Source organism: Chitinophaga hostae, from assembly GCF_018224885.1.
Lineage (GTDB): Bacteria > Bacteroidota > Bacteroidia > Chitinophagales > Chitinophagaceae > Chitinophaga > Chitinophaga hostae.
In genome coordinates this window covers 151,455-177,468 of the sequence record NZ_JAGTXB010000010.1, presented here as the reverse complement: position 1 = coordinate 177,468, position 26,014 = coordinate 151,455, and the positions used below count along the sequence as shown (strand labels likewise).

Here is a 26,014-nt window from a genome sequence, read left to right as displayed (position 1 = left end):
TATCTATTTTCTTTTATTTCATTCTTTTTTCAGCGACTTATGAATTTACATATGATCGCGAGAAAGTGGTGTTGGTGGTTGCTATGTATTTTTCCCTTCACTTCTTTGTTCGCACAATCTGCAGCGGATAGCTTTTCGCTGCACCGGGCTATTGCGCTCACCCTTGAGCATTACCCGGCATTAAAAGCAAAACAGGCCCAGGTAAAAGCGGGCAAGGCCAGCCTTACAGACACAAAGCATAACTGGTACCCGGCCGTAAAACTGCATGAGCAGCTGGATGCGGGAACAGACAACAGTATCTACGGATCCTATTTTACCATGGGCATGATCCCGTCTACTTCCGGAGGGATCCGTGCGGAAAACAATAATGCCCTGATGAGCGGCAACATTGCTATGGCGGCCATGACATGGGAAGTATATAATTTTGGCGCATACGGCAGTGAACAAAAAGAAGCAACACAGGCGCTCAAAGTACAGCAAACTGATTTGAGTAATACAGCCAACCAGCTTACGGTTGCCGTCATCGAAAATTATCTCGAATGCCTGCGGTTACAGGCATTACGCAAAATTGCTTCCGATAATATCCAACGAAATGCAGAAGTGCTGAGGGCCGTTACCGCCACGGTGTTACATGGGCTGAAGCCTGGTGTAGACAGTGCCATAGCAGCGGCCGAGTTATCCAAAGCACGGTTAAATCTTCTCGATATCAAAAATAAATACAACCAGGTACGCATCCGGCTATCCACCTTTACAGGGTTGGACACTGCACAGATACAGCCCGATACGGTTAACAATGAACGCCTGTTTTCCCTGTTGGACGTGGTGGCGCCGGATAGTATCAGTGGTCATCCCATGCTGGAGTACTACAACGCCGTTTACCGGCAACAGCGCGCATCAGAACAGGTGATCCGTAAATCACGGCTCCCAAAGGTAAACCTGATGGCAGCCGGATGGATGCGCGGTTCCAGCGGATCCTTCAATGATGTATACGACAAAAATCTGTGGAGTGGCCTGGGATACAGCAGGTACAATTACCTGCTGGGGTTGGGGATCACCTACAATCTTACGGACCTGAAACGAACACACGAAAAAGTGGCAGTACAGCAATACAGGTCAGAAGTGGCACAGCAACAGCTGGAAACCACGCGTACCACGCTTACGGGGCTGTTGCAACAGGCACAATCGGATATTCAGACATCGAAAGATAAACTGCTGGAACTGCCTTTGCAGTTGGCCGCCGCGCGGGCAGCCGCCAGGCAGAAAATGGCATTGTATAAAGGAGGGCTTACCAATATCATAGAGGTAACCACTGCTTTATTTGTATTGAACCGTGCTGAAACCGACCTGGTACAAACCCGCGATGCTGCCTGGAAAGCCTTGTTTCGCGCGGCTTATGCCGGTAACACCATTTCACAACTTTTACCTGATCTGAACTAAATGTTTTATTATGTCTTTCGTTTCTTCGGCACTGAAAAAGCCTATCGCCGTGGTGGTGATCACCGGCGGCCTGTTGCTGTTTGCGGTGCTGTCTATATTTAGTATACCCATCGATATTTTTCCTAAGCTCAATTTGCCCACTATCTATGTAATAGAGCCTTACGGAGGGATGTCGCCGCAGCAGATGGAAGGTTTTTTTGCCACCCGGCTGCAGGACCAGTTCCTGTATGTGAACGGGGTGAAAAATATCTCTACTAAAAACATACAGGGGTTAACGTTATTAAAGCTCACCTTCTATGAAAATACGGACATGGCGGAAGCCTCTGCCCAGGTGGCGTTGCAGGTGAACCGTGCCATGAAGTTTTTCCCGCCGGGCGCGCTGCCACCACAGGTAATGCGTTTTGATGCGTCTTCCCTGCCGGTAGGAGAGCTGGTATTCAGCAGTCCCAAAAAATCGCTGAAAGAAATTTACGATCTCGCGGCCACCCGTATCAGGCCGATGTTTGCCTCAGTCCCCGGATTGTCGGCGCCACCGCCATTTGGCGCCAACTCGCGTTCCGTGGTGGTAAACGTAGATCCGCAAAAACTGCGCAGCTTCAACCTGAGTGCCGATGAAGTAGTAGAGGCCATTGCAAAGAATAATGTGATGACCCCTTCGGGCAACATTCGCATCAACAACACCATGTTTGTAACAACGATCAATTCACTGGAAAAACAGGTGGCTGATTTTGGAGATATTCCTATTGTGACCAATGGCAACAATAATGTGTTTATCCGGGATGTGGCCAGGGTAGCGGATGCCACGGATGTAACGGTGGACTATGCACTGGTAAACGGCAAACGATCCGTATATATTCCCGTGGTGAAAACCGCAGATGCTTCTACCTGGGAAGTAGTAAAAACGCTGAAGTCAAAAATACCGGAAATGCAAAGTCTGCTACCCGACGATGTAAAGGTGTCGTACGAATTTGACCAGTCGGTATTTGTGATCAACGCCGTAAAGAGTCTCATTACAGAAGGTGCGCTGGGTGCGTTGCTGACGGGGTTGATGGTGTTATTATTCCTGCGCGACCTGCGCAGTTGTCTCGTGGTGGTAGTCACCATCCCGGTGGCTGTGTTATGCGCGGTGATGGGATTGAAACTGGCGGGCCAAACCATCAATATTATGACACTGAGCGGACTGGCGCTGGCCATTGGTATCCTGGTGGACCAGGCCACGGTGACGATAGAAAATATCCACCAGCACCTGGAAATGGGCAAGTCCAAACGGCAGGCCATATACGATGCCTGTGAAGAGATAGCCTTCCCGCTGGTGCTGATCCTGCTTTGTATCCTGGCGGTGTTTGCGCCGTCGTTTATTATGACTGGCGTACCTCGCGCCATGTTCCTGCCACTGTCGCTATCCATCGGGTTTGCCATGATCGCCTCTTTCTTTGCTGCGCAAACCCTGGTGCCCGTCATTGCCAACTGGTGGCTGAAAGCAGACAGGTACCAGCACGCGCATGCCGGACTGGCACTTGATGCTGCGGAGATAAAAGAAATAGATGATCACCTGCACAGGGAGCAGCAACGCCCGGAAAAAGCGACCGGCTTTGAGCGGTTTAAATTATCGTTCATGCGGGCGCTGGAAAACGGTATGAATAAATCGCGTATAGTCGTTACCGTTTATATCACCGGTTCCTTGTTGTTGGCAGGAGGCTGTTACCTATGGATAGGAAAAGACCTCATGCCCCATGTGAACGCCGGGCAGTTCCAGTTGAGGCTACGCATGCCTGACGGCACGCGGCTGGAGCGTACGGAAGAGGGATTACACCAGGTGCTGGCAATTGTAGACAGCACCGTACACGGTCATGTGGCGATTAGCTCAGCCTATGTAGGACTCATTCCCAGCAGTTATGGCACCAGCAACCTTTATGTTTTTAATAGCGGCACGCATGAAGCGGTACTGCAGGTAAACCTGGAAGAGGATTATAAGGTAGATATTGAAAAACTGAAGGACGAACTCAGAGCGAATATAAAAGCGAAAATCCCGGAGCTGCGGTTGTCGTTTGAGCCTATCGATCTCACAGAAAAAATTATGAGCCAGGGCGCGGCTACGCCTATTGAGGTACGGGTAGCCGGTAAAGATATGCGGCAGATCTCCGGGTATGCACAACAGCTGGTAGATCATCTGAAAAATGTGCCATTCCTCCGTGATGTACAGATTGCGCAGCCGCTGCATTTTCCGGTGATCAGTATCAGCATCGACCGGCTTAAACTGGCGCAGATGGGATTGAACATTTACCAGGTGGCGCGTTCGGTAACGGCGTCTACCTCGTCCAGCCGTTTTACAGAAAAGAACCAATGGCTCGATGAAAAAGTAGCCTATACCTACCAGGTACAGGTGCAGGTGCCGGAATACAATATGACCGCATTAAACGACCTGAAAGAAATACCGCTGGTAAAAGGTCAGCCAAGGCCGGTATTGGCGGATGTAGCCACCTTTAGCATGACGGAGATGCCGGGGGAATTTGACCGCGCCGGTCCTCGTAGGTTCGTGACCGTTAGTGCCAATATTTCCGGTAAAGATCTGGGTGCAGCAACCGCAGCAGTGCAGAAGGCCATCAGCGAATCGGGCACGCCGCCTAAGGGTTTGATTACAGAATTGAAAGGCGCTTCCAGTTTGCTCGTAGAAACGCTGGGTAGTTTACAGAATGGATTGATAGTAGCGGTGGTGGTCATCTTCCTGTTACTGGCAGCCAACTATCAGTCATTTAAATTATCACTGGTGGTGCTCACCACCATACCTGCAGTAATTGCGGGCGCGCTGATCGCCCTGCTGCTTACAGGCGCCACGCTGAATCTGCAGTCGTACATGGGTATGATCATGTCTACCGGTGTATCAGTGGCCAATGCGATTTTGATTGTGACCAATGCCGAAAAGCTGAGAGGGGAGTACCGCGATGCGCGGAAAGCGGCAGTGGTAAGTGCCGGCGTGCGGCTACGACCCATCCTGATGACCAGCTTGGCGATGGTGGCGGGGATGATCCCGATGGCCAGCGGCCTGGGAGAAGCCGGGGATCAAACGGCGCCGCTGGGCAGGGCCGTGATCGGCGGCCTGATCGCTTCCACTTTTGCGGCGTTGCTCATATTGCCACAGGTATATGCACTGATGCAGCGCAAAGCTGGTTACACATCTCCTTCTTTAATGCCATCTGAACAGGATGATTTAAAATAAAATATGACTATGAAAAATTATAAATATTATTTGCCTGTATTGGGAATTATCACCGGACTGGCGGCATGTAATTCGGCGGCAATGCCTGATAAAAAAGCGACCGGTGATGAGCGTCATTATACCCTGGCGCCGGTGGTGCAACGTCCGTTGGCTGGCAGTATCCGCTTACCCGGAGCGCTGGCGGCTTTCCAGAAAGTAAGCATTTACCCGAGGATTAATGGTTTTGTGAAAAGCATCCTGGTTGACCGGGGCACCAAAGTAAAAAAAGGGCAGGTGTTGCTGGTATTGGAAGCGCCGGAAGTAGCACAACAATATTATGCGGCGCAATCCAAGTATATCCAGGCTGCTGCTGTGTTTGCATCCAGTAAGGACAACTACGAACGTACCCTGGCCGTAAGCGCCGAACCCGGTACCATCTCCGCACATGACCTGGAATTGTCGAGAGCCCGTATGTTGGCCGATAGTGCGTTAATGAACAGCGAGCAGGCGAATTTCCGGGCGCAGGAAGTTAACCGGGGCTATCTCACGGTCACCGCGCCTTTCGATGGTGTTATCACCGAGCGTAATATTCATCCGGGCGCGCTGGTAGGGCCTGATACCAAAGTAGATGATAAACCCATGCTGATGCTGGAACAGGAAGACAAGCTCAGGTTAATATTACAGATACCGGAGGTGTATAGCGCACAGTTGTCCGGACAGTCGGCTGTTGCGTTTGATGTGAATGCCATTCCCGGCCGGCATTTCGAGGGAACCATTGCCAGGCAGGCGGGTACCCTGAATGATAAATTCCGTTCGGAGGCTGTGGAAATAGATGTACAGAACGGGCAGCATTTACTCAAAGCAGGGATGTATACAGAAGTGTTGTTACCGTTGAACGGATCAGCGCAGGCGATGCTGGTACCAGCCAGCGCTATTGTAATGTCTACTGAGAAAAAGTATGTGATCACTGTAAAAGATCATCGTACCAGGTGGATTGATATCGAAGAAGGTAATCACCACAATGATTCCACAGAGGTATTCGGGCAATTGCAGGCCGGCGACCAGGTGATTGTGAATGCAACAGATGAAATAAAAGACGGTGTTCGGTTGCCATAGTTCCGGCAGTTTTTTTGATGTTTGTGTGGTAAAACCGAGCTTATGACAACCAGGAAAAGTACCTCCGAAAAACGGGACCTGAAAGCAATAAAGCGTAAGAATGAAGCGATAGCACCTGCAAAAGGTGGTGCGAAAAAGGAGCGGGATGATGATGGCAACCAGGTGCTCGAAGGATATGATGAAGACGAGTACGATAAGAAAGATATCGCCGATGGCAAGCGAAGAAAGAAGCGTTAAAAAAAAGCGGCCGTCCCGAGGAATCGGGACGGCTTTTCTGCTAACTGTTCCGTCTATATTGATTTTTTATGTTCTTATTAAAAAAAGAGAACAAATAACATCCACCTAGTAATCAATAACGGATTTACCTGTTGTTCAACTAAAAAAATCTTTTAAGCGGGCATAGCATATACCGCACGTAGTACGCGCACGGTGTTGATATGATTAAGTGTTTTTGGATTAGTTATCGCTGTCGACGACCATAGCGGGCCACCGCTATGTGGATGATGGCTACTTGCTGAAACTGTTATATGCTATTCTGAAACTCTTTTGGTTTGTATTTAGAATAATAACAAGGAATGATTTAAAATTGTTTTAGAAACCTTCCTAAAAATTAAAAAGCTCGCGGAGGCCCAATGCGAACATCTGTACACCTATTACGGCCAGGATTAATCCCATCATTTTGGTAACGACCATCATCACATTGGTGCCGATTATTTTTACAATCCGTTCACCTGCAATAAAGAGGAGATAGGTGATATAACATATAAATGCATAAATAGCTATTACAATAGCGAGGTGAGTCAGATCTTTGGCGGCCGAATAGCTCATGGAAGTAGTAATAGCGCCCGGGCCCGCCAGCAATGGCATTGCCAGGGGGGTAATAGCCACGCTGATACCCTGGTCTGCTTTTACGGGGAGCGCACCCAGTTTGGGATTATCGGATTTTTCTTTTTCCCCTCTCACCATTTCATACCCGATCACAAATACCAGGATACCGCCGGTAACGCGCAGGGCAGCCAGTGTAATACCAAAAACATGGAATATTAATTTACCCGCAACGCTGAAAACAAGGATAATACAGAAGGCAATGATAACAGATTTGGTAGCGATATTTCGCTTGGCTTTTTTGTCCATATTGGAGGTCAGCTCCATGAAAACCGGGATGGCGGAAATAGGGTTGACAATCGCCAGCAGGCCCATAAATACGGTGGTAGCAAATGCTATGTAGTTATCAAATAATGCCATCATATAAGTAAGATAATATTTTTTTTGCTTTCAGCAGACAGCCTTTCACAACTGATTTTATGCGAAACATTATGCCCTTAGCCGGGGTAACTGCCAGTTGTTTCTCAGGGAAACCAGTCGTATGGTAACAATAACGGCAACGGATACACTCTGTGCAATATCTCCCGTAACACCGCTGTAGCGGCCGGCTACAATGTACAAAATACCTCCTGCCAGGGAGGCGGCGGCATATATTTCCCGGGTAAAAAGAATGGGTTGTTCACCACAGATAACGTCGCGCAACAGGCCTCCGAAAGTACCGGTAATAACTCCCAGCGCTACACATACAGGCAAAGGCAAACCTGCCGCCACGCCTTTGTTGATGCCGGTAATGGTAAACATGCCCAGCCCAATGGCGTCGAATGTACTGAGTAAGCGGTTGAGTTTTTTTACGTAGGAAAAAAACAGTGTGGCGATTATCGCTGCGGCTATAATAGCAGTATTACTAAGCTCGTCCGTCATCCAGGCCACCGGTGTGGCGCCTATCAGCAAATCGCGTACGGTTCCCCCGCCGATCGCTGTAATAAAGGCCAGCGCCAGTAAACCGATAACATCATATGATTTGTTGATAGCTGCTGTTGCGCCCGAAACAGCAAATGCAAAAGTGCCGAGTAATTCAAGTACCTGGATAAAGGTGAGGTGCATTCTCCTTGTCTTATTTTATGACCTAAGATAAGGATACTTTAAATTACCATGATGAAAATTAATAATCATAGGCAGATTCGCCGCGCAATGTACGCTCTATCTGGGCACGAAGACCCGTGCTAAATCCCTGTACTTCTATTTTTGGATGATGGTCAAGGTAAATCAGGAAACGGCCGGTTTCTTTAGCAACAAGATCGTATATGTCTTCCAGTAAGGCATACAGCAGTTTCCTGGTGGTTTCCGCTATCTGCGCCAGGGAGCTGTCTTCGAATTGCAAATACTCTCGGTTTTTATAAGATAAGGTAATCTGAATCATAACTGATGGTTTTTCTGCAGGATTTGTTTACACCGGTTGCTCCTAGCTAACCGGTTGGTTTTCATTATTTAATTATTAATTCTGACATAAAAATAGAAAAAAAGAAATTGATAAATTCCAACTAACGGGTGATTTTTATCCACAAAACATTAAAAAAAATAAAATAAATAATATCTTCCATAGTTAACCATTTGGCACACTTACAACACCATTCCCACATTGTTCATTTTTTTTCTTTTATAATTTGGCTACCATTGCACATTATTCTGACATAATGAAGAAACTTACACTACTCATTGTTCTATTGGCGCTGCACTATCTCCCAATGCAGGCGCAGCCCGGAAAGGGAATCAGGTGGAGCCGCGACGGACAGGCTTATTACAAGGCAACAGAATCAGGAATTGAGTCTTACCCGCTATCGGGTGAACGATCCGCTGTCAGGATCCCCGCAGCTGCCTTTCATGGCCTGTCTGTCAGGGATTTTTATTTTTCTGCCGATGAGAAAAAAGTATTGTTGTACACCAATACAAAGAAAGTATGGCGCTATGAAACCCGCGGTGACTACTGGGTGCTGGATGTGGCCACCGGCAAGCTGTTACAGCTGGGTAAAGGCAAACCCGCTTCTTCATTGATGTTTGCAAAACTGTCGCCGGACGGGAGCAAAGCCGCGTATGTAAGCGGACATAACATCTTCGTGGAAGACCTGCAAAGTGGCGCCGTCACCCCCCTCACCACCGATGGCACCCGGCGGTTCATTAATGGTACCTTCGACTGGGCCTATGAAGAAGAATTTGGCTGCCGGGATGGTTTCCGCTGGAGCCCCGATGGTAAAAGCATTGCCTACTGGCAGATCGATGCCACCAAGATCCGCGACTTCCTGATGATCGATAACACCGATTCCATCTACTCCTTTACTGTGCCCGTAGAGTATCCGAAAGCTGGGGAAAGTCCTTCTGCCTGCAGGATAGGGGTGGCAGACATTCAAACTGCTAAAACAACCTGGATGCAGGTTCCCGGCGATGACCAACAGCATTATATTCCACGTATGGAATGGATACCAGGTAAAAATACCCTGATCATCCAGCAATTAAACCGCAAACAAAACGACAGCAAAGTGATGACCTGCGATGCAGCCACGGGTAAAGTGCGTTCCCTGTACGAAGAAACAGACAGCGCCTGGATAGATGTGAAATCACGCTGGGATGATGATAACATCGCCGGATGGGATTTCATCCGTAATGGTAAATCATTTATCTGGGTGAGTGAACAGGACGGCTGGCGTCATCTGTACAATATTAATACAGAAGATGGAAAAGCTACCTTGCTTACGCCAGGTAATTATGATATCATCAGCATCGCTAAAATTGACGAAGCCAATAACACCATTTATTTTTTAGCTTCTCCCGAAAACCCTACCCAGCAATATCTTTATAAGGTATCGCTCAATGGCGGCAAAGCAGAACGCATCACGCCCGCCAACGAACCGGGCTCCCATGAATACAAAATTTCTCCTTACAGTGCCTGGGCTATTCACGAATTCAGCAATGCCTATACTTATCCAGTAAGCGAAAACCTGCAGCTGCCCGCGCATAAAAGCAGCAGCCATGCGGTGCTGAACGCTATCACCAAATCGGCTGCCGCGCCTAACAAGCCGGAGTTCTTTACCATTACTACCGTAGATGGTGTGATTATGAGCGGTTGGATGAACAAGCCTGCAGGCTTTGACCCGGCAAAGAAATACCCGGTGGTGTTTTATGTATATGGAGAACCGGCAGGGGCCACCACACTGGACGCTATAGGAGCAGGACGTAACTTCCTGTACGATGGCGATATGGCCGCAGACGGTTACGTATATGTTTCCATGGATAACCGGGGTACGCCGTTGCCCAAAGGCCGTACCTGGCGTAAGTGTGTGTATCGTAAAGTAGGATTAATCAATGCCCGCGATCAGGCGATGGGTACCAAAGCCCTGCTGCAGAAATATTCTTTTCTTGATCCGGAACGTACGGCGGTATGGGGCTGGAGCGGTGGTGGTTCTATGACGCTGAACCTCATGTTCCAGTATCCGGAAATCTATAAAACAGGTATCGCCATTGCCGCTGTAGGCAACCAGCTGACCTACGATAACATTTACCAGGAACGTTATATGGGGCTGCCGGAAGAAAACCGTGAAGACTTTGTGAAGGGTTCTCCCATCACTTATGCACGCAATCTCAGCGGCAACCTGTTGTACATTCATGGTACGGGCGATGATAACGTGCATTACCAGAATGCAGAAATGCTGCTGAATGAGCTGATCAAGTATAACAAGCAGTTCCAGTTTATGGCTTATCCAAACCGTACGCATAGCATCTCTGAAGGCCAGGGTACTTTTGAACATCTCTCTACTTTGTATACAAATTATTTGCGCACGCATTGTGTGCCGGGAGGGAAGTAGCTGATTTGTACTACCTTTGCACTCCTAAATAGAAGAATATGTCCAGGACAGGAATTATTGGTATACTGGCTGCATTGCTGGTGATTGTATGTGCTTTTTTGCCATGGTCTGTTATAGAAAGCAGGCACCTGATGTTTACAGGTATGAATGGAACCGGTTCCAGTTACGGAGAGCCAGGTAAGTTAAGCATCATTCTTTCTGTGCTGGCGATTATCATATTCCTGGTAAAAAATAAATGGGTATCCAGGATCAATCTTTTTATTGTAGGATTCCTGCTGGCATGGACTTTCCGGAATATGATCCTGTATTCGCGTTGTGAAATAGGAGAGTGTCCTTCTCCGGGTGTAGCGTTGTATGTATCACTGGGCGCTGCTTTGGTGGCATTTGTTTGTGTGTTGTTTACTAAGGAGCGTAAAGCGTAAAGCATAAAGCATAAAGCTATTGAGGCGAATGACTAACGGGCACATGAATCATTCCGTTCCGGTCATTCGCCTCAATAGCTTTATGCTTTATGCTTTACGCTTTCTGCTTTTCAGAAGATCGCCTTATGTAATATCCATACACCGGCGAGTACACCGGCGCCCATTAACCAGTAGCGTAAAATAACGGGCAGCGGACGTTGGGCAGTTACTTTCGCTTTTATAAAACTAAAAACGGTGAGTCCCAGGAAAACAAGCATGATACTGGTTTGCGAAGCTGCCGGAAAATTTTCGTTGGAAAGATAAGGTCCCAGTGATAGCGACCCTCCCAATAAAAAAAACAACCCGGTAAGCAGGGCATGCTGTATCGCACGGGAACGGCTAAACGTAGTTTCCGTTACTTTTTCCTGTTCCAGGATCTGTTCCCAGGTATGCGCATCTTTTTCCATTTCCTGTTCTATATGCGCAATGGTATGTGCATTGATATCCAGGTGTTGCAGTTTGCTTCTTTCCTGATCTGATAATAATGCATTGTCGTGCTGCATATCCCCTTTATTGGCCTGGAAAGCGCTGAAAGTCACCAGGAGTGCGCCTATCAGCCAGATGCAGATATGCAGCGTATAAAAGGTTTGTATTTCGATGGGGAACACCTGTATTACCTGTGTGGCAAAGAACAACAGGAAAAGCCCGTCGGGAAAACCGATTAGAAAGTCTGTTTTCCAGCCGGAGCTACGGATGGCTTTATGGGATGATGTCATACAGCAATTAACTAACTGAAGGCCTGTTCCAGGCTTTTTTTGATGATCTGCAAACAGTCGGATATCTGCCCGGCATTGATGGTCAGTGGTGGTGCAAACCGTATTTTATCACCATGGGTGGGCTTGGCCAGCAGGCCATTTGCTTTTAATGTTAAGCACAGGTCCCATGCGGCTTCAGGATCTTTGTGCTCAATAATGATGGCATTCAGTAATCCTTTGCCGCGGATGGTTGTAATATAAGGTGAATGAAGTTCCTGCAGGCCGCTGCGGAGTAATTGTCCCATCGCAGCTGCGTTCTCCGCCATTTTCTCGTCTTTCAATATTTGCAGGGAGGTGATGGCTACTTTACATGCCAGTGGGTTACCGCCATAGGTAGAGCCATGTTCTCCCGGCTTTACGGTCAGCATAACTTCATCATCGGCCAGCACTGCACTTACCGGCAAGGTGCCTCCTGATAAGGCTTTGCCAAGGATTAAGATATCGGGCCGCACATTTTCATGATCGCAGGCCAGCATTTTACCGGTACGGGCCAGTCCTGTTTGTATTTCGTCGGCGATGAACAATACATTGGCATCGTGGCAATACTGCCGCGCTTTGGACAGGTAGCCTTCATCCGGCACCATTACGCCCGCTTCTCCCTGGATAGGTTCTACCAGGAAACCAGCTACATTTTTATCCTGTAATGCCTGTTCCAGTGCGGTTAAACTGTTATAGGGAATAACCTCGTAACCTGGCATAAAAGGACCGAAATTATTACGGGCAGACGGATCGGTACTGAAGGATATCACATTCAGTGTACGTCCGTGGAAGTTATTGCTGCAAACAATAATTTTAGCTTTGTTTTCCGGAACCCCCTTTACGACATAGGCCCAGTGCCGGCACAGTTTCAGCGCTGTTTCCACGGCTTCCACACCGGTATTCATTGGCAACACCTTGTCGTATCCAAAATAGGAAGTGATGTATTGTGCATATTCACCCAGCAGATCATTGTGAAATGCACGGGAGGTAAGTGTCAGTTTTTTTGCCTGTTCTATCAGGGTGGCAATAATTTTCGGATGGCAATGCCCCTGGTTTACCGCCGAGTATCCGGATAGAAAATCATAATATCGTTTGCCGTCCACATCCCATAAAAAAACACCTTCACCCCGCTCCAGTACAACCGGCAGCGGGTGGTAGTTGTGGGCACCATACTGTTCTTCCAGCGCCAGGTAATGTTGTGACTTTTCGCTTATTGTGTAGGATGGTATCATTCTTCAAAGATAAAGAATTAGGAATTACGGAAGGGGAATTAGGAATTACGAATTACGGATTTGCGGGGAGATAGGGTCGATGACCCTCCTGTAAATCCGTAATTCATAATTCCTGATTCGTAATTCCTTCCGCTATCCTTTCAGTTTTTTCACCAGGTCGATATACTCCTGCATGGCAGCTTCCTTTGTTTTGCCTTTCAGGCCTTCCCACGCTTCATGTTTGGCTCTCGCCACAAAATCAAACGGATTGGAAGGAGGATCAGTATCCACATCGCCGGTGGTGCCCTGTTTGTATAAGGAATATAATTGCAGCAAAATTTCGTTGGACGGTTTCTCCGGGAGCGTTTTGCTTTCCGCTACGGCTTGTTCAAACTGACTGGTTAGTTCCATGTTCCGGTGATTTTTATAATTAAACAATACGGGTTTGATGCTTTATTTTTCCCTTATGTCTATAAAGTTGAGAATTAAAAGTTAATATATCAAAAAAAGCCACAGTTGCGGGTCCTATCTCCCTAACAACCACACAACAAAACATAATCGCAAAACGCATTAACTAATGAACTAATTTCAATACCTTTGCCGGCTGAATAAGGTTTATGTAGTACTTTGCAATAGGCCTACGGAACAGCAAAACATCATATGAAGAATATTCGCAATTTTTGTATCATTGCCCATATTGACCACGGTAAGAGTACCCTGGCAGACCGTTTACTGGAGTTTACACACACCATTTCCGACCGTGACATGCAGGCGCAGGTGCTGGATGACATGGATCTTGAACGTGAAAAAGGTATCACCATCAAGAGCCATGCGATCCAGATGGACTACACCGCAAAGAACGGTGAAAAATATACTTTTAACCTGATCGATACCCCCGGTCACGTGGACTTCTCTTATGAAGTATCCCGTGCACTGGCCGCCTGTGAAGGCGCCCTGCTGCTGGTGGATGCCGCCCAGGGCATACAGGCACAAACTATCTCCAATCTTTACCTGGCACTGGAAAACGACCTGGAAATTATCCCTGTTATCAATAAAATTGATATGCAGGGCGCGATGATCGAAGAAGTAAAAGACCAGATCATTGAACTGATTGGGGTAAAAGACGAAGATATCCTGCTTGCCTCCGGTAAAACAGGTATCGGTATCGAAGATATCCTGGAAGCAATTGTGCACCGCATTCCTGCCCCGCAAGGCAGCAACGAAGCGCCGCTGCAGGCCCTGATATTCGACAGCGTATTCAACTCTTTCCGTGGTATCATCGCATATTTCCGCGTGTTCAACGGTTCCATCAAGAAAGGCGATAAGATTAAATTCGTTAACAGCGGCGAAGAATATTTTGCCGACGAAGTAGGTATCCTGAAACTGGGGCTTGAACCCAAAAAAGAAGTGTTTACCGGCGACGTAGGTTATATTATTACCGGTATCAAAAGCGCCAAGGAAGTAAAGGTGGGTGATACCATTACCTTATCCAATAACCCCTGCGCAGAAGGTATCAACGGTTTCCAGGAAGTAAAACCAATGGTATTTGCAGGAATCTATCCTGTAAATACGGAAGACTTTGAAGAACTCCGTGACTGTATGGATAAACTGCAGCTGAATGACGCTTCCCTGACCTATGAGCTGGAAACCTCACAGGCGCTGGGCTTCGGCTTCCGTTGTGGATTCCTCGGTATGCTGCACATGGAAATTATCCAGGAGCGGCTGGAAAGAGAGTTTAATCAAACGGTAATTACCACCGTTCCTAACGTAAGCTTTATTGCCCATACCACCCGGGATGGCGTGATCATCGTGAACAACCCGAGTGAAATGCCCGACCCTACCAAGCTGGACAGGATCGAGGAACCTTTTATCCGTGCGCAGATCATCACCAAGCCGGAATACATCGGTAACATCATGACCCTTTGTTTGGGTAAACGTGGTAACCTGTTGAACCAAAGCTACCTTACTACTACCCGTGTGGAGCTGATGTTTGAAATACCGCTCACAGAAATCGTATTTGACTTCTATGATAAGCTGAAAAGCCAGACCCGTGGCTACGCTTCCTTCGACTATACGCCGATTGGTTTCCGTGACAGTGATATCGTAAAAATGGATATTCTCCTGAACGCCGATAAGGTGGATGCACTGAGCGCCCTGATTCACCGGAGCCGTGCACAGGACTTTGGCCGCAAGCTTACCGAGAAACTGAAAGAACTGTTGCCCCGTCAGCAATTCCTCATCGCCATCCAGGCAGCTATCGGCGCTAAAATCGTGGCACGCGAAAACATCAGTGCCATGCGTAAAGATGTAACTGCCAAATGTTATGGTGGTGACATTTCCCGTAAACGTAAGCTCCTGGAGAAACAGAAAGAAGGTAAAAAACGTATGCGCCAGATCGGTAACGTAGAAATACCGCAGGAAGCATTCCTGGCAGTATTGAAACTGGACGACTAACTGCTGATTCAGGTGATTAAATTGATGATCCTGATGAGCAAAGATAAAAGCGAAAGACCCGGTTGATAAAGTATCAACCGGGTCTTTCGCTTTTATCTCCGTTTATGTTTATCATGATCATCATCATCATATTTATCATATTAATCAAAGTTCCTTATTTTTGAAACAAAACCAACCACCCATGCGATCCTTAATTCTTATGTTAACCGTTGTTGGCGCGATGTTAACCTTTACCACTGTGAAGGCCCAAACACCATCGTCAGCAGACCAGGTTGTAAAGGAAGCCAGTGCCCAGGCTGCCAAAAGTCATAAAAAGGTATTTGTTATTTTTCATGCCTCCTGGTGTGGCTGGTGTCACAAAATGGATACTGCCATGAATGACGCCGCCTGCAAAAAAGCATTTGCCGACAATTATGAAATCCGCCATATTACCGTATTGGAAAATGGCGCCAACAAAGCCCAGGAGAACCCGGGCGGCGCCGACCTGCTGGCTAAATACCATGGCGACCAGGAAGGCATTCCTTTCTGGGTGATCTTAAATTCTGATGGTACCCTGTTGGGCGACAGCCGCATGAAAAGCGCCACCGGAAAGCTTGCTAACGTAGGTTGCCCTGCACAGCCGGAAGAAGTAGATTACTTCGTAGATCTGTTGCAGAAAACCTCCAAAATGAAACGTGGCGAATTGGATGCCATACGTACAAGATTTGGCCAGATCGCGCCACAGTCGCATTAACCTGATTTCACTAACAGGCGGGTATATTCAGGCAGATGTATACCGCAGTTGCCCGCCTGTTGCTTCGTTTGGATGCCCGTTAATACCTGCGGCCATATCGTTTTTCCCTCCCGTATTGTTATCCCTTTGATGTTCAGGTAATCCGGAAAATTCGTATTTTACCCATCCTTTCATACACCAGCCAATCCCCGGTTATTTTTTTACAACAATCTGTTTATATGCACCTGACTGCCCGGGAAACCGAGAAACTATTACTGCACCTGGCCGGAGAACTGGCCGAAAAAAGAAAAGCAAGAGGACTGCGCCTGAATTACCCGGAAGCCATTGCGCTGATCAGCAGCCGCCTGATGGAAGCCGCCCGCGATGGCAAAACAGTAGCGGAACTCATGCACTACGGCGCTACTATTCTTACCCGTGAAGAGGTGATGGAAGGAATCCCCGAAATGATACACGAAGTACAGATAGAAGCTACTTTCCCGGATGGTACCAAACTGGTCACCGTACATGATCCTATCCGCTAACCACTAAATTTTTTAAGTAATGATCCCCGGAGAATATTTTTTAAAGAAAGAAGATATTGTGGCCAACGCCGGCCGGAAAACGGTAAAGATCAGCGTGGTCAACACCGGCGACAGACCCGTGCAGATCGGCTCCCATTGCCATTTTTTCGAGGTGAACCGCATGATGTCATTCCCCCGCGAAGCTGCTTTCGGTATGCGCTTAAACATTCCGTCCGGTAATGCGGTGCGTTTTGAACCTGGAGAAGCAAAAGAAGTAACACTGGTAGAATTGGGCGGACATAAGCGGGTCATCGGCATCAATAATCTAGCTAACGGTAATACCACAGATCCGGCCGTGAAGGCGGCCGCACTCGAAAAAGCCGCCGCGCTGAATTTTAAATCAGAACCACTATGAGCCTGCACATCAGCAAAACGAAATATGTAAACATGTATGGTCCTACCACAGGTGATCGCATACGCCTGGCAGATACGGACCTGATCATCGAAATAGAAAAGGACTACAATGTATATGGCGATGAAAGCAAATTTGGCGGCGGGAAAAGTGTAAGGGATGGCATGGCGCAATCGGCCACCGCACTGCGCAGCGAAGGAGTGCTCGATTTCGTGATCACCAACGTAATGATCATCGACCACTGGGGAATTGTAAAAGGCGACATCGGTATTAAAGACGGTAAGATCGTGGCCGTAGGTCAGGCAGGCAACCCGGATACCATGGATGGCGTACACCCGGACCTTATTATTGGTGCAGCCACCGAAATCCATAACGGTGCTAACCTGATCGCTACCGCCGGTGGTATTGACACACATATCCATTTTATTTGTCCGCAGCAGATCGACCACGCCCTTTTCAGCGGTATTACTACGCTGATAGGCGGAGGTACCGGTCCTGCCGATGGCACCAGCGCAACCACCGTAACAGCCGGCAAATGGAATATCCAACGCATGTTGCAGGCGGCCGAAGCTTACCCGGTTAACCTGGGTTTCTTTGGAAAAGGTAACTGTGCAACGACTGCCCCTATGGTAGAACAGATTGCAGCAGGTGCGCTGGGATTGAAAATTCATGAAGACTGGGGCGCCACACCGGCAGTCATTGATGCTGCATTGAAAGTGGCCGATGAACTGGATGTACAGATTGCCATTCATACAGACACGCTGAATGAAGCCGGTTTCCTGGAAGATACCCTTAACGCCATCAACGGCCGTGTGATTCATACGTTCCATACGGAAGGCGCCGGGGGCGGCCATGCACCGGATATTATCCGTGCTGCTTCCTTCCCTAACGTATTGCCGGCGTCTACCAATCCCACGCGTCCATATACCGTTAACACGATCGATGAACACCTGGATATGCTCATGGTTTGTCATCACCTGGATAAAAAAGTGCCGGAAGACGTGTCCTTTGCCGATTCCCGTATCCGTCCGGAAACCATTGCTGCAGAGGATATTCTTCACGATATGGGCGTATTCAGCATTATGAGCTCCGACTCGCAGGCCATGGGACGTATAGGCGAGGTAGTGATACGTACCTGGCAAACAGCGGATAAAATGAAGAAGCAACGCGGCTTCCTCGAAGAAGATAAACAGCAGGACAATGATAATTTCCGGGTGAAAAGATATATCGCCAAATACACCATTAACCCGGCCATAGCACACGGTATTTCCGAACATATCGGGTCGCTGGAGCCTGGAAAAATGGCAGACCTGGTATTGTGGAAGCCCGCATTTTTTGGGGTGAAACCGGAAATGATTATAAAGGGCGGAATGATCAATGCCAGCCGGATGGGAGATCCCAACGCATCTATTCCAACGCCCCAGCCGGTAGTATACCGGCATATGTTTGGTGCGAATGGTAAAGCCCTGTTAAATACAAGCGTATTATTCGTATCTGCGTTATCGTTAGAGAAAGGGATTAAGGAAGAATATGGTTTGCAGAAACCGTTACTGCCGGTACGCAATTGCCGCAATATTTCAAAAAAAGACCTGGTCCACAATGATAAAACACCGGATATCACAGTCAATCCCGAGACATACGAAGTAAAGGTAGACGGCGAAAAAATTACCTGTGAACCACTTAAGGAATTGTCGCTGGCACAGCGCTATTTTTTATTTTAAGAAGAGAAGTATGTTAGTGAATGCGATTATAGGAAATACGGCAACGTATACACGCAAAAGCAGGCAAACCGATCTGTTACAGCTGGAATGGTTTGAAACCACGCGGCGTATTCAGCGGAAACATACGCTGGGCGGGCGGGAAGTAGCATTGAAGTTCACCCGGGAAGGACAGTTGCTGCGGCAGGATGATATCCTGTACCAGGACGATGACGTGATGATTGTGGTAGACATTCTTCCCTGCGATGCTATTGTGATTACTCCTCGTGATATGCCGGAAATGGCAAAAGTATGCTATGAAATTGGCAACAAACATTTACCGCTGTTCCTGGAAGGAACTCAACTGTTGATTCCGGCCGACGAACCACTGTATCGGTGGTTGCATACCGCCGGGTTCCCGGTTGCAAAGGAAAAGCGGCAACTACTGCACGTACTCCGTACTAACGTACAACCACATACGCACGGGAGCAGTGGCCCTTCATTTTTTGAGCGGATCCTGGAAAGGGCATCAAGGAACAGCGAATAACTAATACGCAGCTATGGAACAGGAGTATCTTGGTAGTTTACTACACCTGGCAGACAGCACACTTCCGATCGGCAGCTATACGCATTCTGCCGGGCTGGAAACATTTGTGCAGCAGGGACTGGTCAATAGTCGTGCTACCGCTGCAGAGTTTGTAACGAATATGTTAAGGAATAACCTGCAATACAACGATGCAGCGCTCATGAGTCTTGCCTATAGGGCGGCAACGGCCGGGAGCCTGAACGATTTGCTGGAACTGCATCAGCTATGTGCCGCCATAAAGGCGCCTCGTGAACTGAGAGAGGCAAGCCAGAAGCTGGGAGCAAGGTTAACCCGGATTTTCAGCCGCCGGTACCCGGAACCATTGATGGATCAATATGAAGCCGCAGCTGGAGGAGGGCCTCACTACAGTATTGTTTTTGGCGTATATGCCTGCAGGTTAGGTATTCCGCTGGCGGCAGCGCTGTTTGCTTTTTACTATAATGCAGCGGCAGGAATGGTGACCAACTGTGTGAAACTGGTGCCGCTGGGGCAAATGGATGGACAGGATATTATTTTTGATTTGCAGCCTTTGTTGCAGGAACTGACAACGGCCACGCTGCAGCCGGACAAGGATTTACTAGGCCTTTGCAATGCGGGGTTTGATATCCGCAGTATGCAGCATGAGCGTTTGTACAGCCGGTTGTATATGTCGTAATTTTTAATTTAGTAATCAATGAGCAGAGCATACATTAAGATAGGGGTGGCTGGTCCGGTAGGCTCCGGTAAAACAGCGCTGATAGAAAGACTGACCCGGAAAATGGCAGGCGACTACCAGGTAGCCGTGATCACCAACGATATCTATACAAAGGAAGATGCCGAATTCCTGACAGAAAACAGTTTGTTGGCGCCCGAACGAATTATTGGCGTGGAAACAGGTGGTTGTCCGCATACCGCTATCCGGGAAGATGCCAGCATGAACCTGGAGGCGGTTGATGAAATGGCCAGGCGCTTTCCCGACATCGAAATTATATTCATAGAAAGCGGCGGCGATAACCTATCGGCCACTTTCAGCCCCGATCTGGCGGATGTTACCATCTTTGTGATCGATGTAGCAGAAGGGGATAAAATACCCCGTAAAGGAGGTCCGGGTATTACCCGCTCCAATTTACTGGTGATCAATAAAATTGACCTCGCCCCATATGTGCATGCCGACCTTGGCGTAATGGAACGCGATGCCCGTAAAATGCGCCTGGGACAACCGTTTGTATTCACGGATCTGATGAGCGGCAAGGGGCTGCAAGATGTGATCAGCTGGATCAAACGATTTGCACTGCTGGAAGATGTGGCCGCGCCTAACCTGCTGACATGATTAGTGAACTGAAAATATTGACGGGAAAACGGGCAACAGGTACCTATCTGAAGGAATGCTATTGTACACGCCCTTTTAAGATCGCCAACGTACGGGAAGAACCTAGCGACCCGGTGCTGCGTCTTATGATGATGAGCTCATCCCCGGGGATGCTGGACAAAGACCACTACCGGATGGATATAACAGTAGCGGCGGGAACAGCCTTACACCTGCAGACGCAGGCCTATCAGCGGCTGTTTCATATGACTGCGGGAGCTAAACAGGAAATGACGGTGCATTTACAGCCCGGCAGCACTTTTACCTTTTTGCCGCATCCCATGGTACCGCATGAGAAAGCTACCTATACCGGCTATACGAATATTCATCTCTCTGCAGACTGCCGCCTGGTATGGGGAGAAATTATAACCTGCGGCCGCAAACTAAACGGGGAAGTTTTCCGGTTTACCAGATTGCAAAGCATTACACATGTGTATGCAGCCGGACAATTATTACTGCGGGATAACCTGCTGATGCAGCCCGGTTTCACTGATTTCCAGGCAATGGGGTGGATGGAAGGCTATACCCACCAGGCCACCTTCCTGTTTTTTGACACCCACGAAAAAGTGTCTTTAAACGAAACTGCGGACAGGCTTCACCGTTACCTGGAAGAACAACAGGGAATACTGGCAGGGGTAACTCATACCCGGGGAAATGGTATCATGGTAAGATTACTGGGGCATAGCGGGGAACAACTATACGAGTGCCAGCAGCAACTGGCCAGGCTTTTATCTGCATAAAACAAAGAAAATGTCATTCATCGATAACAGTTTATTGTTTACGGCAATTACGATCAGCTGCCTGCATACAGCATCGGGGCCGGATCACTATGTACCCTTTATCGTTTTTTCGCGCACCCGCAAATGGTCAATCGCTAAAACTATCGGCTGGACAGCCCTCTGTGGTTTGGGACATGTTATGAGTTCCCTGGTCATTGGTATGATCGGTGTAGTATTGGGCTGGCAGTTATCGCGCTTTACCGCGATTACCGAAGTGCGCGGAGGTATCGCCGGATGGGCGTTGCTGATATTGGGGCTTTTTTACCTCATATGGGGATTGTATAAGGCAATTGCGAACCGGCCGCATAAACATTTTGATGTGTACGATGACGGCGATATGTATGTGTATCAGCATCGTCATAATGATGCATATGTGGCGCCACAGAAACGTATCCGTGTAACCCCCTGGATATTGTTCGTGATTTTTGTAATGGGACCATCAGAGCCGCTTTTACCCTTACTTTTTTATCCTGCAGCGCAACAGTCAATACCTGGTATCATTATGCTGGTGACGACTTTTACCTTGTTCACCATTATTACCATGGTGGTGATGGTGCTATTGGGATACTACGGTTTTTCAATAATGAAACCTGTGGCAACAGAAAGATATATGGCAGCTATCAGCGGTGCAGCAGTAACACTTTGTGGAGCAGGCATGGTTTTTATGGGTTGGTGAACTGTTTAAGACCTCATCTGTTATAGCAAATAAACCTTTACCACATGCGAAAATGGCTCAGGATCATCCTTATTACCGGCGGTATTCTTGTTGCACTCCTGGTGCTGTTATTCCTGGGCATGACCTGGTACATACATGCCAATAAAGCCACTTTTTTAAAGCAGATCACCAGTCAGCTCAATGACCGGCTGAATGGCACCATTACTATTGCGGACATGGAATCCTCACTGTTGAAAAGCTTTCCCAACGTATCTATTGGTTTAAAAAAAGTAGTGCTCCAGGATAGTTTGTGGCAACAACACCATCACGCCCTGATGGACGTTGACTATATTTTTGTACGGGTAAATACACCATCACTGTTACGCAAACACGTAGATGTAAATGAAATAACATTGCAGGACGGTTCGATTTACCTGTATACAGATACTTCGGGTTATTCCAACACATACGTACTGCAGGGAAAGTCTGCAGAGAAAAAGAAAAATGGTGGCTCAAAGGATGCAAATGTCAGTCAGCTGACCTTCCGGAATATCAATTTTGTAATAGACAACCGGCAGAAGTTTAAATTATTCAACCTCGATATCCAAAAGCTGGATGGTAAGCTAAATACAGGCGACAGCAGTATTCAGTTTACCATGATGTCGGATATCCTTTCAAAGAGCTTCGCGTTTAATACCAATAAGGGTAGTTATTTAAAGGATAAAAAACTGCAGCTGAATATTTCAGTTATCTTCAACAAACACACAAAAATACTCACGATACCTCAGCAGGAAATCAGGATAGATAACCATCCTGTACTGATTACAGGGCAATTTGGTTTTGGTGAAAAGCCGCCGCCCTTCCAGCTGAAGATCAATGCCAACCAGGTATTGCTGAAAGATGCCGCTTCGTGGTTGTCGCCCAATATCAGCACCAAGCTGAGTAGCATCAGTCTTACAAAACCACTTGATGCCGAAGCGAATCTCGATGGACATATGAAGTATCGCGATACTCCGAAAGTGCTGATCACCTGGAAAACGACCAATAACGTACTGGTAAGTACCATGGGCGAATGGACCAATTGTAATTTTACGGGAAGGTTTAACAATGAAGTATTACCGGGACATGGACATAATGATGAAAATTCTGCTGTTAATATTTTCCAGCTGAGCGCTACACTCGCAGGGATTCCGTTAAAGGCAGATACCATACGGGTCGTAAACCTGAAACAGCCTTTGCTGCATGGGCATTTTCGTTCCGCTTTTCCCCTTACTAACCTGAATAGTGCCGGAGAAGACGCTCCTTTGCAATTTAAATCGGGGAATGCTAATGCAGACCTGTTTTATACCGGGCCTGTACTCCAGGATGATAAAACCCCTTCATCGCTGCAAGGCGTAGTAGAAGTGCAACAGGGAGCATTCGCTTATGTGCCCCGTAATCTGGCCTTCCATAATGCTAATGCCACGCTGCGTTTTACGGGGCAGGACCTGCTGCTGGAAAACATACGTGTGCAAACAGATAAGAGCAGCCTGCAAATGGACGGCATGGTTAAGAACCTGTTAAACCTGTATTTTACCACACCAGAAAAAATTGAATTAACCTGGAATATACGCAGCCAGCTCGTAGACCTTAATGAGTTTAAAAGTTTCCTGGGACAGCGGCAAAAGGCAAAGCCTTCCAAAAGCCGGCAGAAAGCAAAAATGAGCCGCGTTTCGCAGCAACTTGACGTGGTGCTGGCCTCCAGTAATGTAAAAATGCAGGTACTGCTGGACAAAGTCATTTACCAGCGTTTTACAGCGCAGAATGTAAAAGCTGCCATGGAACTTACTAATGAAGATATCCTGCTAAAACAGATAGCGCTGCAGCATGCCGGCGGAAATATACAACTGGGTGGCCTGATGCACCAGCAGGGTAATAATAATAATTTTACGATGAATGCCACCGTGAATAATGTACATATCAGTCAGCTCTTTTATGCCTTTAATAACTTTGGACTCAGTTCTCTGAAATCCGACAACCTGAAAGGCAATGTGTCGGCTAAGGTGAACCTGAAAGGGAATATCCTGGATAACGGGTCACTGGCAAAAAATTCACTGTATGGTACTGTCAACTTTAACCTGAAAAATGGCGCCCTGATTAACTTTGGGCCTTTAGCAGATATCGGCAATTTCGCATTCCGTAAGCGTCATCTCGATAGCATCACGTTTGAAACCCTGTCCAATACTTTCCAGGTGCAGGGTAACAAGGTGCTGATTCCTCCCATGCAAATCGCGTCCAGCGCCATTAACATAGATGTTAACGGCGTATATGGTATTGATGGCGGCACCAATATTAACCTGGATATTCCATTGCGTAATCCGGCAAAAGATTCTGCGATCACCGATAGGGAAGAAAAACGCAAACGCCGCCGGAAAGGGATTGTGATACATCTTCGTGCCGTGTCGGAAAAGGATGGAAAAGTAAAGATCAAACTGGGGAAAGGAGACAGCGAGAAGGGGAGTGCGGCGGATATAGATGCTGAATAGCTTTTAGCTTTTAGCCGTTAGCTTTTAGTAAATGCAGCGAAGATCATGTAGTAGCTAAAAGCTGGATGCAATGCAGCGAAGATCATGTAGCAAATGCAGCGAAGATAATTACATTATAATCTTCGCTGCATTTACTAAAAGCTAACGGCTAAAAGCTAAAAGCTAATAGCTTGATGCAAATCCCTGCTCCAGGTCATTCTTAATATCATCAATATGTTCTATTCCCAGCGAAATACGCAGTACACCGGGAGCTACGCCGGCTTTTCGCTGTTCTTCTTCACTGAGTTGCTGGTGTGTAGTGGTGGCAGGATGAATGATGAGGGTTTTGGAATCGCCTACATTCGCCAGGTGATAAATTAACTTCAACGACTGTACGAGTTTATCCGCGGCTTCCTTACCGCCTTTGATCTTAAAGCTCAATACGCCCCCAAAGCCATTTTGCAGGTATTTCTGTGCGAGTGCATGATATTTATTACCAGGAAGTCCCGGGTAGTTTACAGATTCCACCTGTGGATGTTGCTGCAGCCATTGTGCCAGTGCCAATGCATTATCTACTGTGCGTTGAACGCGAAGTGATAATGTTTCCAGTCCCTGCAGGAACAGGAAAGAATTTTGCGGTGCAAGGGCGGGGCCCCAGCTGCGCAAGCCCGCTACCCGGGCGCGTATAATATAGGCGATATTGCCAAAGGGGCTATGCGCGCCAAATACTTCCCAGAATTTCATGCCATGGTAAGCTTCGTCCGGTTCACTGAATTGTTTGAACTTGCCATTCCCCCAGTTGTAGTTCCCACCATCTACAATAATACCGCCTATACTGGTACCATGACCGCCAATCCATTTGGTGGCTGCTTCTACTACCACGTTGGCGCCGTGTTCGAGCGGACGGCTCAGGTAACCCGCGGCCCCAAAAGTATTATCCACTACCAGCGGGAGGTCATGCTTTTTTGCGATGGCGCTGATCTTCTCAAAATCGGGAATGGCAAACCCGGGGTTGCCGATCGTTTCCACATAAATGGCTTTGGTGTTTTCATCGATCAGTGCTTCGAAGGTTTCCGGGTTATCGAGATCGGCAAAACGGGCCTCCACACCAATCCGCTTAAAGCTTACCTTGAACTGGTTAAAGGTGCCGCCATAGAGATAGGAGGAGGTCACAAAGTTATCTCCCGGCAACAGTATGTTGTGCAGGGCAATAAACTGGGCAGCCTGCCCGGAAGCCACTGCCAGGGCGCCTACACCACCTTCCAGCGCAGCCACTCTTTTCTCAAATACATCCGTGGTGGGATTCATGATACGGGTGTAGATATTACCGAACTGCTTTAACTGGAAAAGATCGGCAGCATGTTCTGCACTGTCAAAAGTATAGGAAGTAGTTTGGTAGATAGGCACGGCTGCTGCGTGTGTGGTGCCTTCTGGCTGATAACCTGCGTGTACCTGTAGTGTGTCGAAATGTAATGGTTTATCGGACATAGCCGGGAGGGTTTAAGGGTGGAA

The 26,014-nt window shown here is 47.7% G+C and carries 25 protein-coding genes; 17 read left to right on the top strand and 8 right to left on the bottom strand.

Going from position 1 to position 26,014, the window contains the following annotated elements; genetic code table 11:
- Positions 1-51: 51 nt before the first annotated feature.
- The 4 genes from KE626_RS20540 to KE626_RS20525 are packed head-to-tail and all read left to right on the top strand — an operon-like array spanning position 52 to position 5,986.
- Entirely contained in the window at positions 52-1,437 is a 1,386-nt protein-coding gene (locus tag KE626_RS20540) for a TolC family protein (RefSeq protein ID WP_211974812.1), read from the top strand.
- A gap of 10 nt (positions 1,438-1,447) precedes the next feature.
- Positions 1,448-4,654, top strand: coding sequence for an efflux RND transporter permease subunit (locus KE626_RS20535; RefSeq protein ID WP_211974811.1), 3,207 nt, complete (start codon positions 1,448-1,450; stop codon positions 4,652-4,654).
- 9 nt (positions 4,655-4,663) lie between these two features.
- The gene (locus tag KE626_RS20530) at positions 4,664-5,749 is read left to right on the top strand and encodes an efflux RND transporter periplasmic adaptor subunit (RefSeq protein ID WP_211974810.1); all 1,086 of its coding nucleotides are present in this window, start codon (positions 4,664-4,666) and stop codon (positions 5,747-5,749) included.
- Between the two features lie 42 nt (positions 5,750-5,791).
- The gene (locus KE626_RS20525) at positions 5,792-5,986 is read left to right on the top strand and encodes a hypothetical protein (RefSeq protein WP_211974809.1); all 195 of its coding nucleotides are present in this window, start codon (positions 5,792-5,794) and stop codon (positions 5,984-5,986) included.
- 366 nt (positions 5,987-6,352) lie between these two features.
- On the opposite strand, the gene KE626_RS20520 is transcribed toward KE626_RS20525, so the two are convergent.
- The 3 genes from KE626_RS20520 to KE626_RS20510 all read right to left on the bottom strand — a co-directional run bounded on the left by KE626_RS20520 (position 6,353) and on the right by KE626_RS20510 (position 7,994).
- Positions 6,353-6,997, bottom strand: a complete 645-nt coding sequence (locus KE626_RS20520; RefSeq protein ID WP_211974808.1) for a MarC family protein — start codon at positions 6,995-6,997, stop codon at positions 6,353-6,355.
- 66 nt (positions 6,998-7,063) lie between these two features.
- On the bottom strand, positions 7,064-7,678 hold the full coding sequence (locus KE626_RS20515; protein WP_211974807.1) for a trimeric intracellular cation channel family protein: 615 nt from the start codon (positions 7,676-7,678) through the stop codon (positions 7,064-7,066).
- Between the two features lie 58 nt (positions 7,679-7,736).
- Entirely contained in the window at positions 7,737-7,994 is a 258-nt protein-coding gene (locus tag KE626_RS20510) for a hypothetical protein (RefSeq protein WP_211974806.1), read from the bottom strand.
- 274 nt (positions 7,995-8,268) lie between these two features.
- Between KE626_RS20510 and KE626_RS20505 the strand changes: the two genes are divergently transcribed.
- Together KE626_RS20505 and KE626_RS20500 are read left to right on the top strand one after the other, a co-directional pair.
- Positions 8,269-10,431, top strand: coding sequence for a S9 family peptidase (locus KE626_RS20505; protein ID WP_211974805.1), 2,163 nt, complete (start codon positions 8,269-8,271; stop codon positions 10,429-10,431).
- A 38-nt stretch (positions 10,432-10,469) separates the two neighbouring features.
- A complete protein-coding gene (locus KE626_RS20500; protein WP_211974804.1) occupies positions 10,470-10,853 on the top strand; it encodes a hypothetical protein in 384 nt (127 codons plus the stop codon).
- 110 nt (positions 10,854-10,963) lie between these two features.
- On the opposite strand, the gene KE626_RS20495 is transcribed toward KE626_RS20500, so the two are convergent.
- The 3 genes from KE626_RS20495 to KE626_RS20485 form a co-directional block, all read right to left on the bottom strand.
- The gene (locus KE626_RS20495; RefSeq protein ID WP_211974803.1) at positions 10,964-11,608 is read right to left on the bottom strand and encodes a VIT1/CCC1 transporter family protein; all 645 of its coding nucleotides are present in this window, start codon (positions 11,606-11,608) and stop codon (positions 10,964-10,966) included.
- An 11-nt stretch (positions 11,609-11,619) separates the two neighbouring features.
- Positions 11,620-12,858, bottom strand: coding sequence for an ornithine--oxo-acid transaminase (gene rocD, locus KE626_RS20490; RefSeq protein WP_211974802.1), 1,239 nt, complete (start codon positions 12,856-12,858; stop codon positions 11,620-11,622).
- Positions 12,859-12,990: 132 nt separating this feature from the next.
- Entirely contained in the window at positions 12,991-13,248 is a 258-nt protein-coding gene (locus tag KE626_RS20485) for an acyl-CoA-binding protein (RefSeq protein ID WP_211974801.1), read from the bottom strand.
- A gap of 249 nt (positions 13,249-13,497) precedes the next feature.
- On the opposite strand from KE626_RS20485, the gene lepA reads away from it, so the two are divergent.
- Together lepA and KE626_RS20475 are read left to right on the top strand one after the other, a co-directional pair.
- The gene (gene lepA, locus KE626_RS20480; protein WP_211974800.1) at positions 13,498-15,291 is read left to right on the top strand and encodes a translation elongation factor 4; all 1,794 of its coding nucleotides are present in this window, start codon (positions 13,498-13,500) and stop codon (positions 15,289-15,291) included.
- A 181-nt stretch (positions 15,292-15,472) separates the two neighbouring features.
- A complete protein-coding gene (locus KE626_RS20475) occupies positions 15,473-16,024 on the top strand; it encodes a thioredoxin family protein (protein ID WP_211974799.1) in 552 nt (183 codons plus the stop codon).
- Positions 16,025-16,051: 27 nt separating this feature from the next.
- Here KE626_RS20475 and KE626_RS20470 read toward each other — a convergent pair whose 3' ends face one another.
- The gene (locus KE626_RS20470; RefSeq protein ID WP_211974798.1) at positions 16,052-16,198 is read right to left on the bottom strand and encodes a hypothetical protein; all 147 of its coding nucleotides are present in this window, start codon (positions 16,196-16,198) and stop codon (positions 16,052-16,054) included.
- A gap of 44 nt (positions 16,199-16,242) precedes the next feature.
- Here KE626_RS20470 and ureA point away from each other — a divergent pair, with 44 nt between their 5' ends.
- The 9 genes from ureA to KE626_RS20425 are packed head-to-tail and all read left to right on the top strand — an operon-like array spanning position 16,243 to position 24,523.
- Positions 16,243-16,545 carry an urease subunit gamma gene (gene ureA / locus KE626_RS20465; RefSeq protein ID WP_211974797.1) on the top strand — a complete coding sequence of 101 codons (303 nt, stop codon included), beginning with the start codon at positions 16,243-16,245 and terminating at the stop codon, positions 16,543-16,545.
- Positions 16,546-16,564: 19 nt separating this feature from the next.
- Positions 16,565-16,939 (top strand): urease subunit beta, encoded by a 375-nt coding sequence (gene ureB, locus KE626_RS20460; RefSeq protein ID WP_211974796.1) that lies wholly within the window; start codon positions 16,565-16,567, stop codon positions 16,937-16,939.
- A complete protein-coding gene (ureC, locus tag KE626_RS20455; RefSeq protein WP_211974795.1) occupies positions 16,936-18,657 on the top strand; it encodes an urease subunit alpha in 1,722 nt (573 codons plus the stop codon). Before ureB ends, ureC begins: the two co-directional genes overlap by 4 nt.
- Before the next feature lie 10 nt (positions 18,658-18,667).
- Positions 18,668-19,180 carry an urease accessory protein UreE gene (gene ureE / locus KE626_RS20450; protein ID WP_211974794.1) on the top strand — a complete coding sequence of 171 codons (513 nt, stop codon included), beginning with the start codon at positions 18,668-18,670 and terminating at the stop codon, positions 19,178-19,180.
- Between the two features lie 13 nt (positions 19,181-19,193).
- Positions 19,194-19,874, top strand: coding sequence for an urease accessory protein UreF (locus KE626_RS20445; protein ID WP_211974793.1), 681 nt, complete (start codon positions 19,194-19,196; stop codon positions 19,872-19,874).
- 18 nt (positions 19,875-19,892) lie between these two features.
- Positions 19,893-20,528 (top strand): urease accessory protein UreG, encoded by a 636-nt coding sequence (ureG, locus tag KE626_RS20440; protein WP_211974792.1) that lies wholly within the window; start codon positions 19,893-19,895, stop codon positions 20,526-20,528.
- Positions 20,525-21,304 (top strand): urease accessory protein UreD, encoded by a 780-nt coding sequence (locus tag KE626_RS20435; protein WP_211974791.1) that lies wholly within the window; start codon positions 20,525-20,527, stop codon positions 21,302-21,304. Before ureG ends, KE626_RS20435 begins: the two co-directional genes overlap by 4 nt.
- 10 nt (positions 21,305-21,314) lie before the next feature.
- A complete protein-coding gene (locus tag KE626_RS20430; RefSeq protein ID WP_211974790.1) occupies positions 21,315-22,019 on the top strand; it encodes a hypothetical protein in 705 nt (234 codons plus the stop codon).
- A gap of 44 nt (positions 22,020-22,063) precedes the next feature.
- Positions 22,064-24,523 (top strand): AsmA family protein, encoded by a 2,460-nt coding sequence (locus tag KE626_RS20425; protein ID WP_211974789.1) that lies wholly within the window; start codon positions 22,064-22,066, stop codon positions 24,521-24,523.
- A 162-nt stretch (positions 24,524-24,685) separates the two neighbouring features.
- Here KE626_RS20425 and KE626_RS20420 read toward each other — a convergent pair whose 3' ends face one another.
- Positions 24,686-25,990 carry an O-acetylhomoserine aminocarboxypropyltransferase/cysteine synthase family protein gene (locus tag KE626_RS20420; RefSeq protein ID WP_211974788.1) on the bottom strand — a complete coding sequence of 435 codons (1,305 nt, stop codon included), beginning with the start codon at positions 25,988-25,990 and terminating at the stop codon, positions 24,686-24,688.
- Positions 25,991-26,014: the final 24 nt, after the last annotated feature.

Bases quoted from the DNA above. Each gene is read 5' to 3' on its own strand.
- ureE (WP_211974794.1), top strand. From the start codon at position 18,668: ATGTTAGTGAATGCGATTATAGGAAATACGGCAACGTATACACGCAAA.
- KE626_RS20470 (WP_211974798.1), bottom strand. From the start codon at position 16,198: ATGAAAGGATGGGTAAAATACGAATTTTCCGGATTACCTGAACATCAA.
- KE626_RS20500 (WP_211974804.1), top strand. From the start codon at position 10,470: ATGTCCAGGACAGGAATTATTGGTATACTGGCTGCATTGCTGGTGATT.
- ureA (WP_211974797.1), top strand. From the start codon at position 16,243: ATGCACCTGACTGCCCGGGAAACCGAGAAACTATTACTGCACCTGGCC.
- KE626_RS20495 (WP_211974803.1), bottom strand. From the start codon at position 11,608: ATGACATCATCCCATAAAGCCATCCGTAGCTCCGGCTGGAAAACAGAC.
- ureB (WP_211974796.1), top strand. From the start codon at position 16,565: ATGATCCCCGGAGAATATTTTTTAAAGAAAGAAGATATTGTGGCCAAC.
- KE626_RS20485 (WP_211974801.1), bottom strand. From the start codon at position 13,248: ATGGAACTAACCAGTCAGTTTGAACAAGCCGTAGCGGAAAGCAAAACG.
- rocD (WP_211974802.1), bottom strand. From the start codon at position 12,858: ATGATACCATCCTACACAATAAGCGAAAAGTCACAACATTACCTGGCG.
- ureG (WP_211974792.1), top strand. From the start codon at position 19,893: ATGAGCAGAGCATACATTAAGATAGGGGTGGCTGGTCCGGTAGGCTCC.
- KE626_RS20525 (WP_211974809.1), top strand. From the start codon at position 5,792: ATGACAACCAGGAAAAGTACCTCCGAAAAACGGGACCTGAAAGCAATA.
- KE626_RS20510 (WP_211974806.1), bottom strand. From the start codon at position 7,994: ATGATTCAGATTACCTTATCTTATAAAAACCGAGAGTATTTGCAATTC.
- KE626_RS20515 (WP_211974807.1), bottom strand. From the start codon at position 7,678: ATGCACCTCACCTTTATCCAGGTACTTGAATTACTCGGCACTTTTGCA.
- KE626_RS20535 (WP_211974811.1), top strand. From the start codon at position 1,448: ATGTCTTTCGTTTCTTCGGCACTGAAAAAGCCTATCGCCGTGGTGGTG.
- KE626_RS20530 (WP_211974810.1), top strand. From the start codon at position 4,664: ATGAAAAATTATAAATATTATTTGCCTGTATTGGGAATTATCACCGGA.
- KE626_RS20475 (WP_211974799.1), top strand. From the start codon at position 15,473: ATGCGATCCTTAATTCTTATGTTAACCGTTGTTGGCGCGATGTTAACC.
- KE626_RS20445 (WP_211974793.1), top strand. From the start codon at position 19,194: ATGGAACAGGAGTATCTTGGTAGTTTACTACACCTGGCAGACAGCACA.
- lepA (WP_211974800.1), top strand. From the start codon at position 13,498: ATGAAGAATATTCGCAATTTTTGTATCATTGCCCATATTGACCACGGT.
- KE626_RS20505 (WP_211974805.1), top strand. From the start codon at position 8,269: ATGAAGAAACTTACACTACTCATTGTTCTATTGGCGCTGCACTATCTC.
- KE626_RS20435 (WP_211974791.1), top strand. From the start codon at position 20,525: ATGATTAGTGAACTGAAAATATTGACGGGAAAACGGGCAACAGGTACC.
- KE626_RS20430 (WP_211974790.1), top strand. From the start codon at position 21,315: ATGTCATTCATCGATAACAGTTTATTGTTTACGGCAATTACGATCAGC.
- KE626_RS20520 (WP_211974808.1), bottom strand. From the start codon at position 6,997: ATGATGGCATTATTTGATAACTACATAGCATTTGCTACCACCGTATTT.
- ureC (WP_211974795.1), top strand. From the start codon at position 16,936: ATGAGCCTGCACATCAGCAAAACGAAATATGTAAACATGTATGGTCCT.
- KE626_RS20420 (WP_211974788.1), bottom strand. From the start codon at position 25,990: ATGTCCGATAAACCATTACATTTCGACACACTACAGGTACACGCAGGT.
- KE626_RS20425 (WP_211974789.1), top strand. From the start codon at position 22,064: ATGCGAAAATGGCTCAGGATCATCCTTATTACCGGCGGTATTCTTGTT.
- KE626_RS20540 (WP_211974812.1), top strand. From the start codon at position 52: ATGATCGCGAGAAAGTGGTGTTGGTGGTTGCTATGTATTTTTCCCTTC.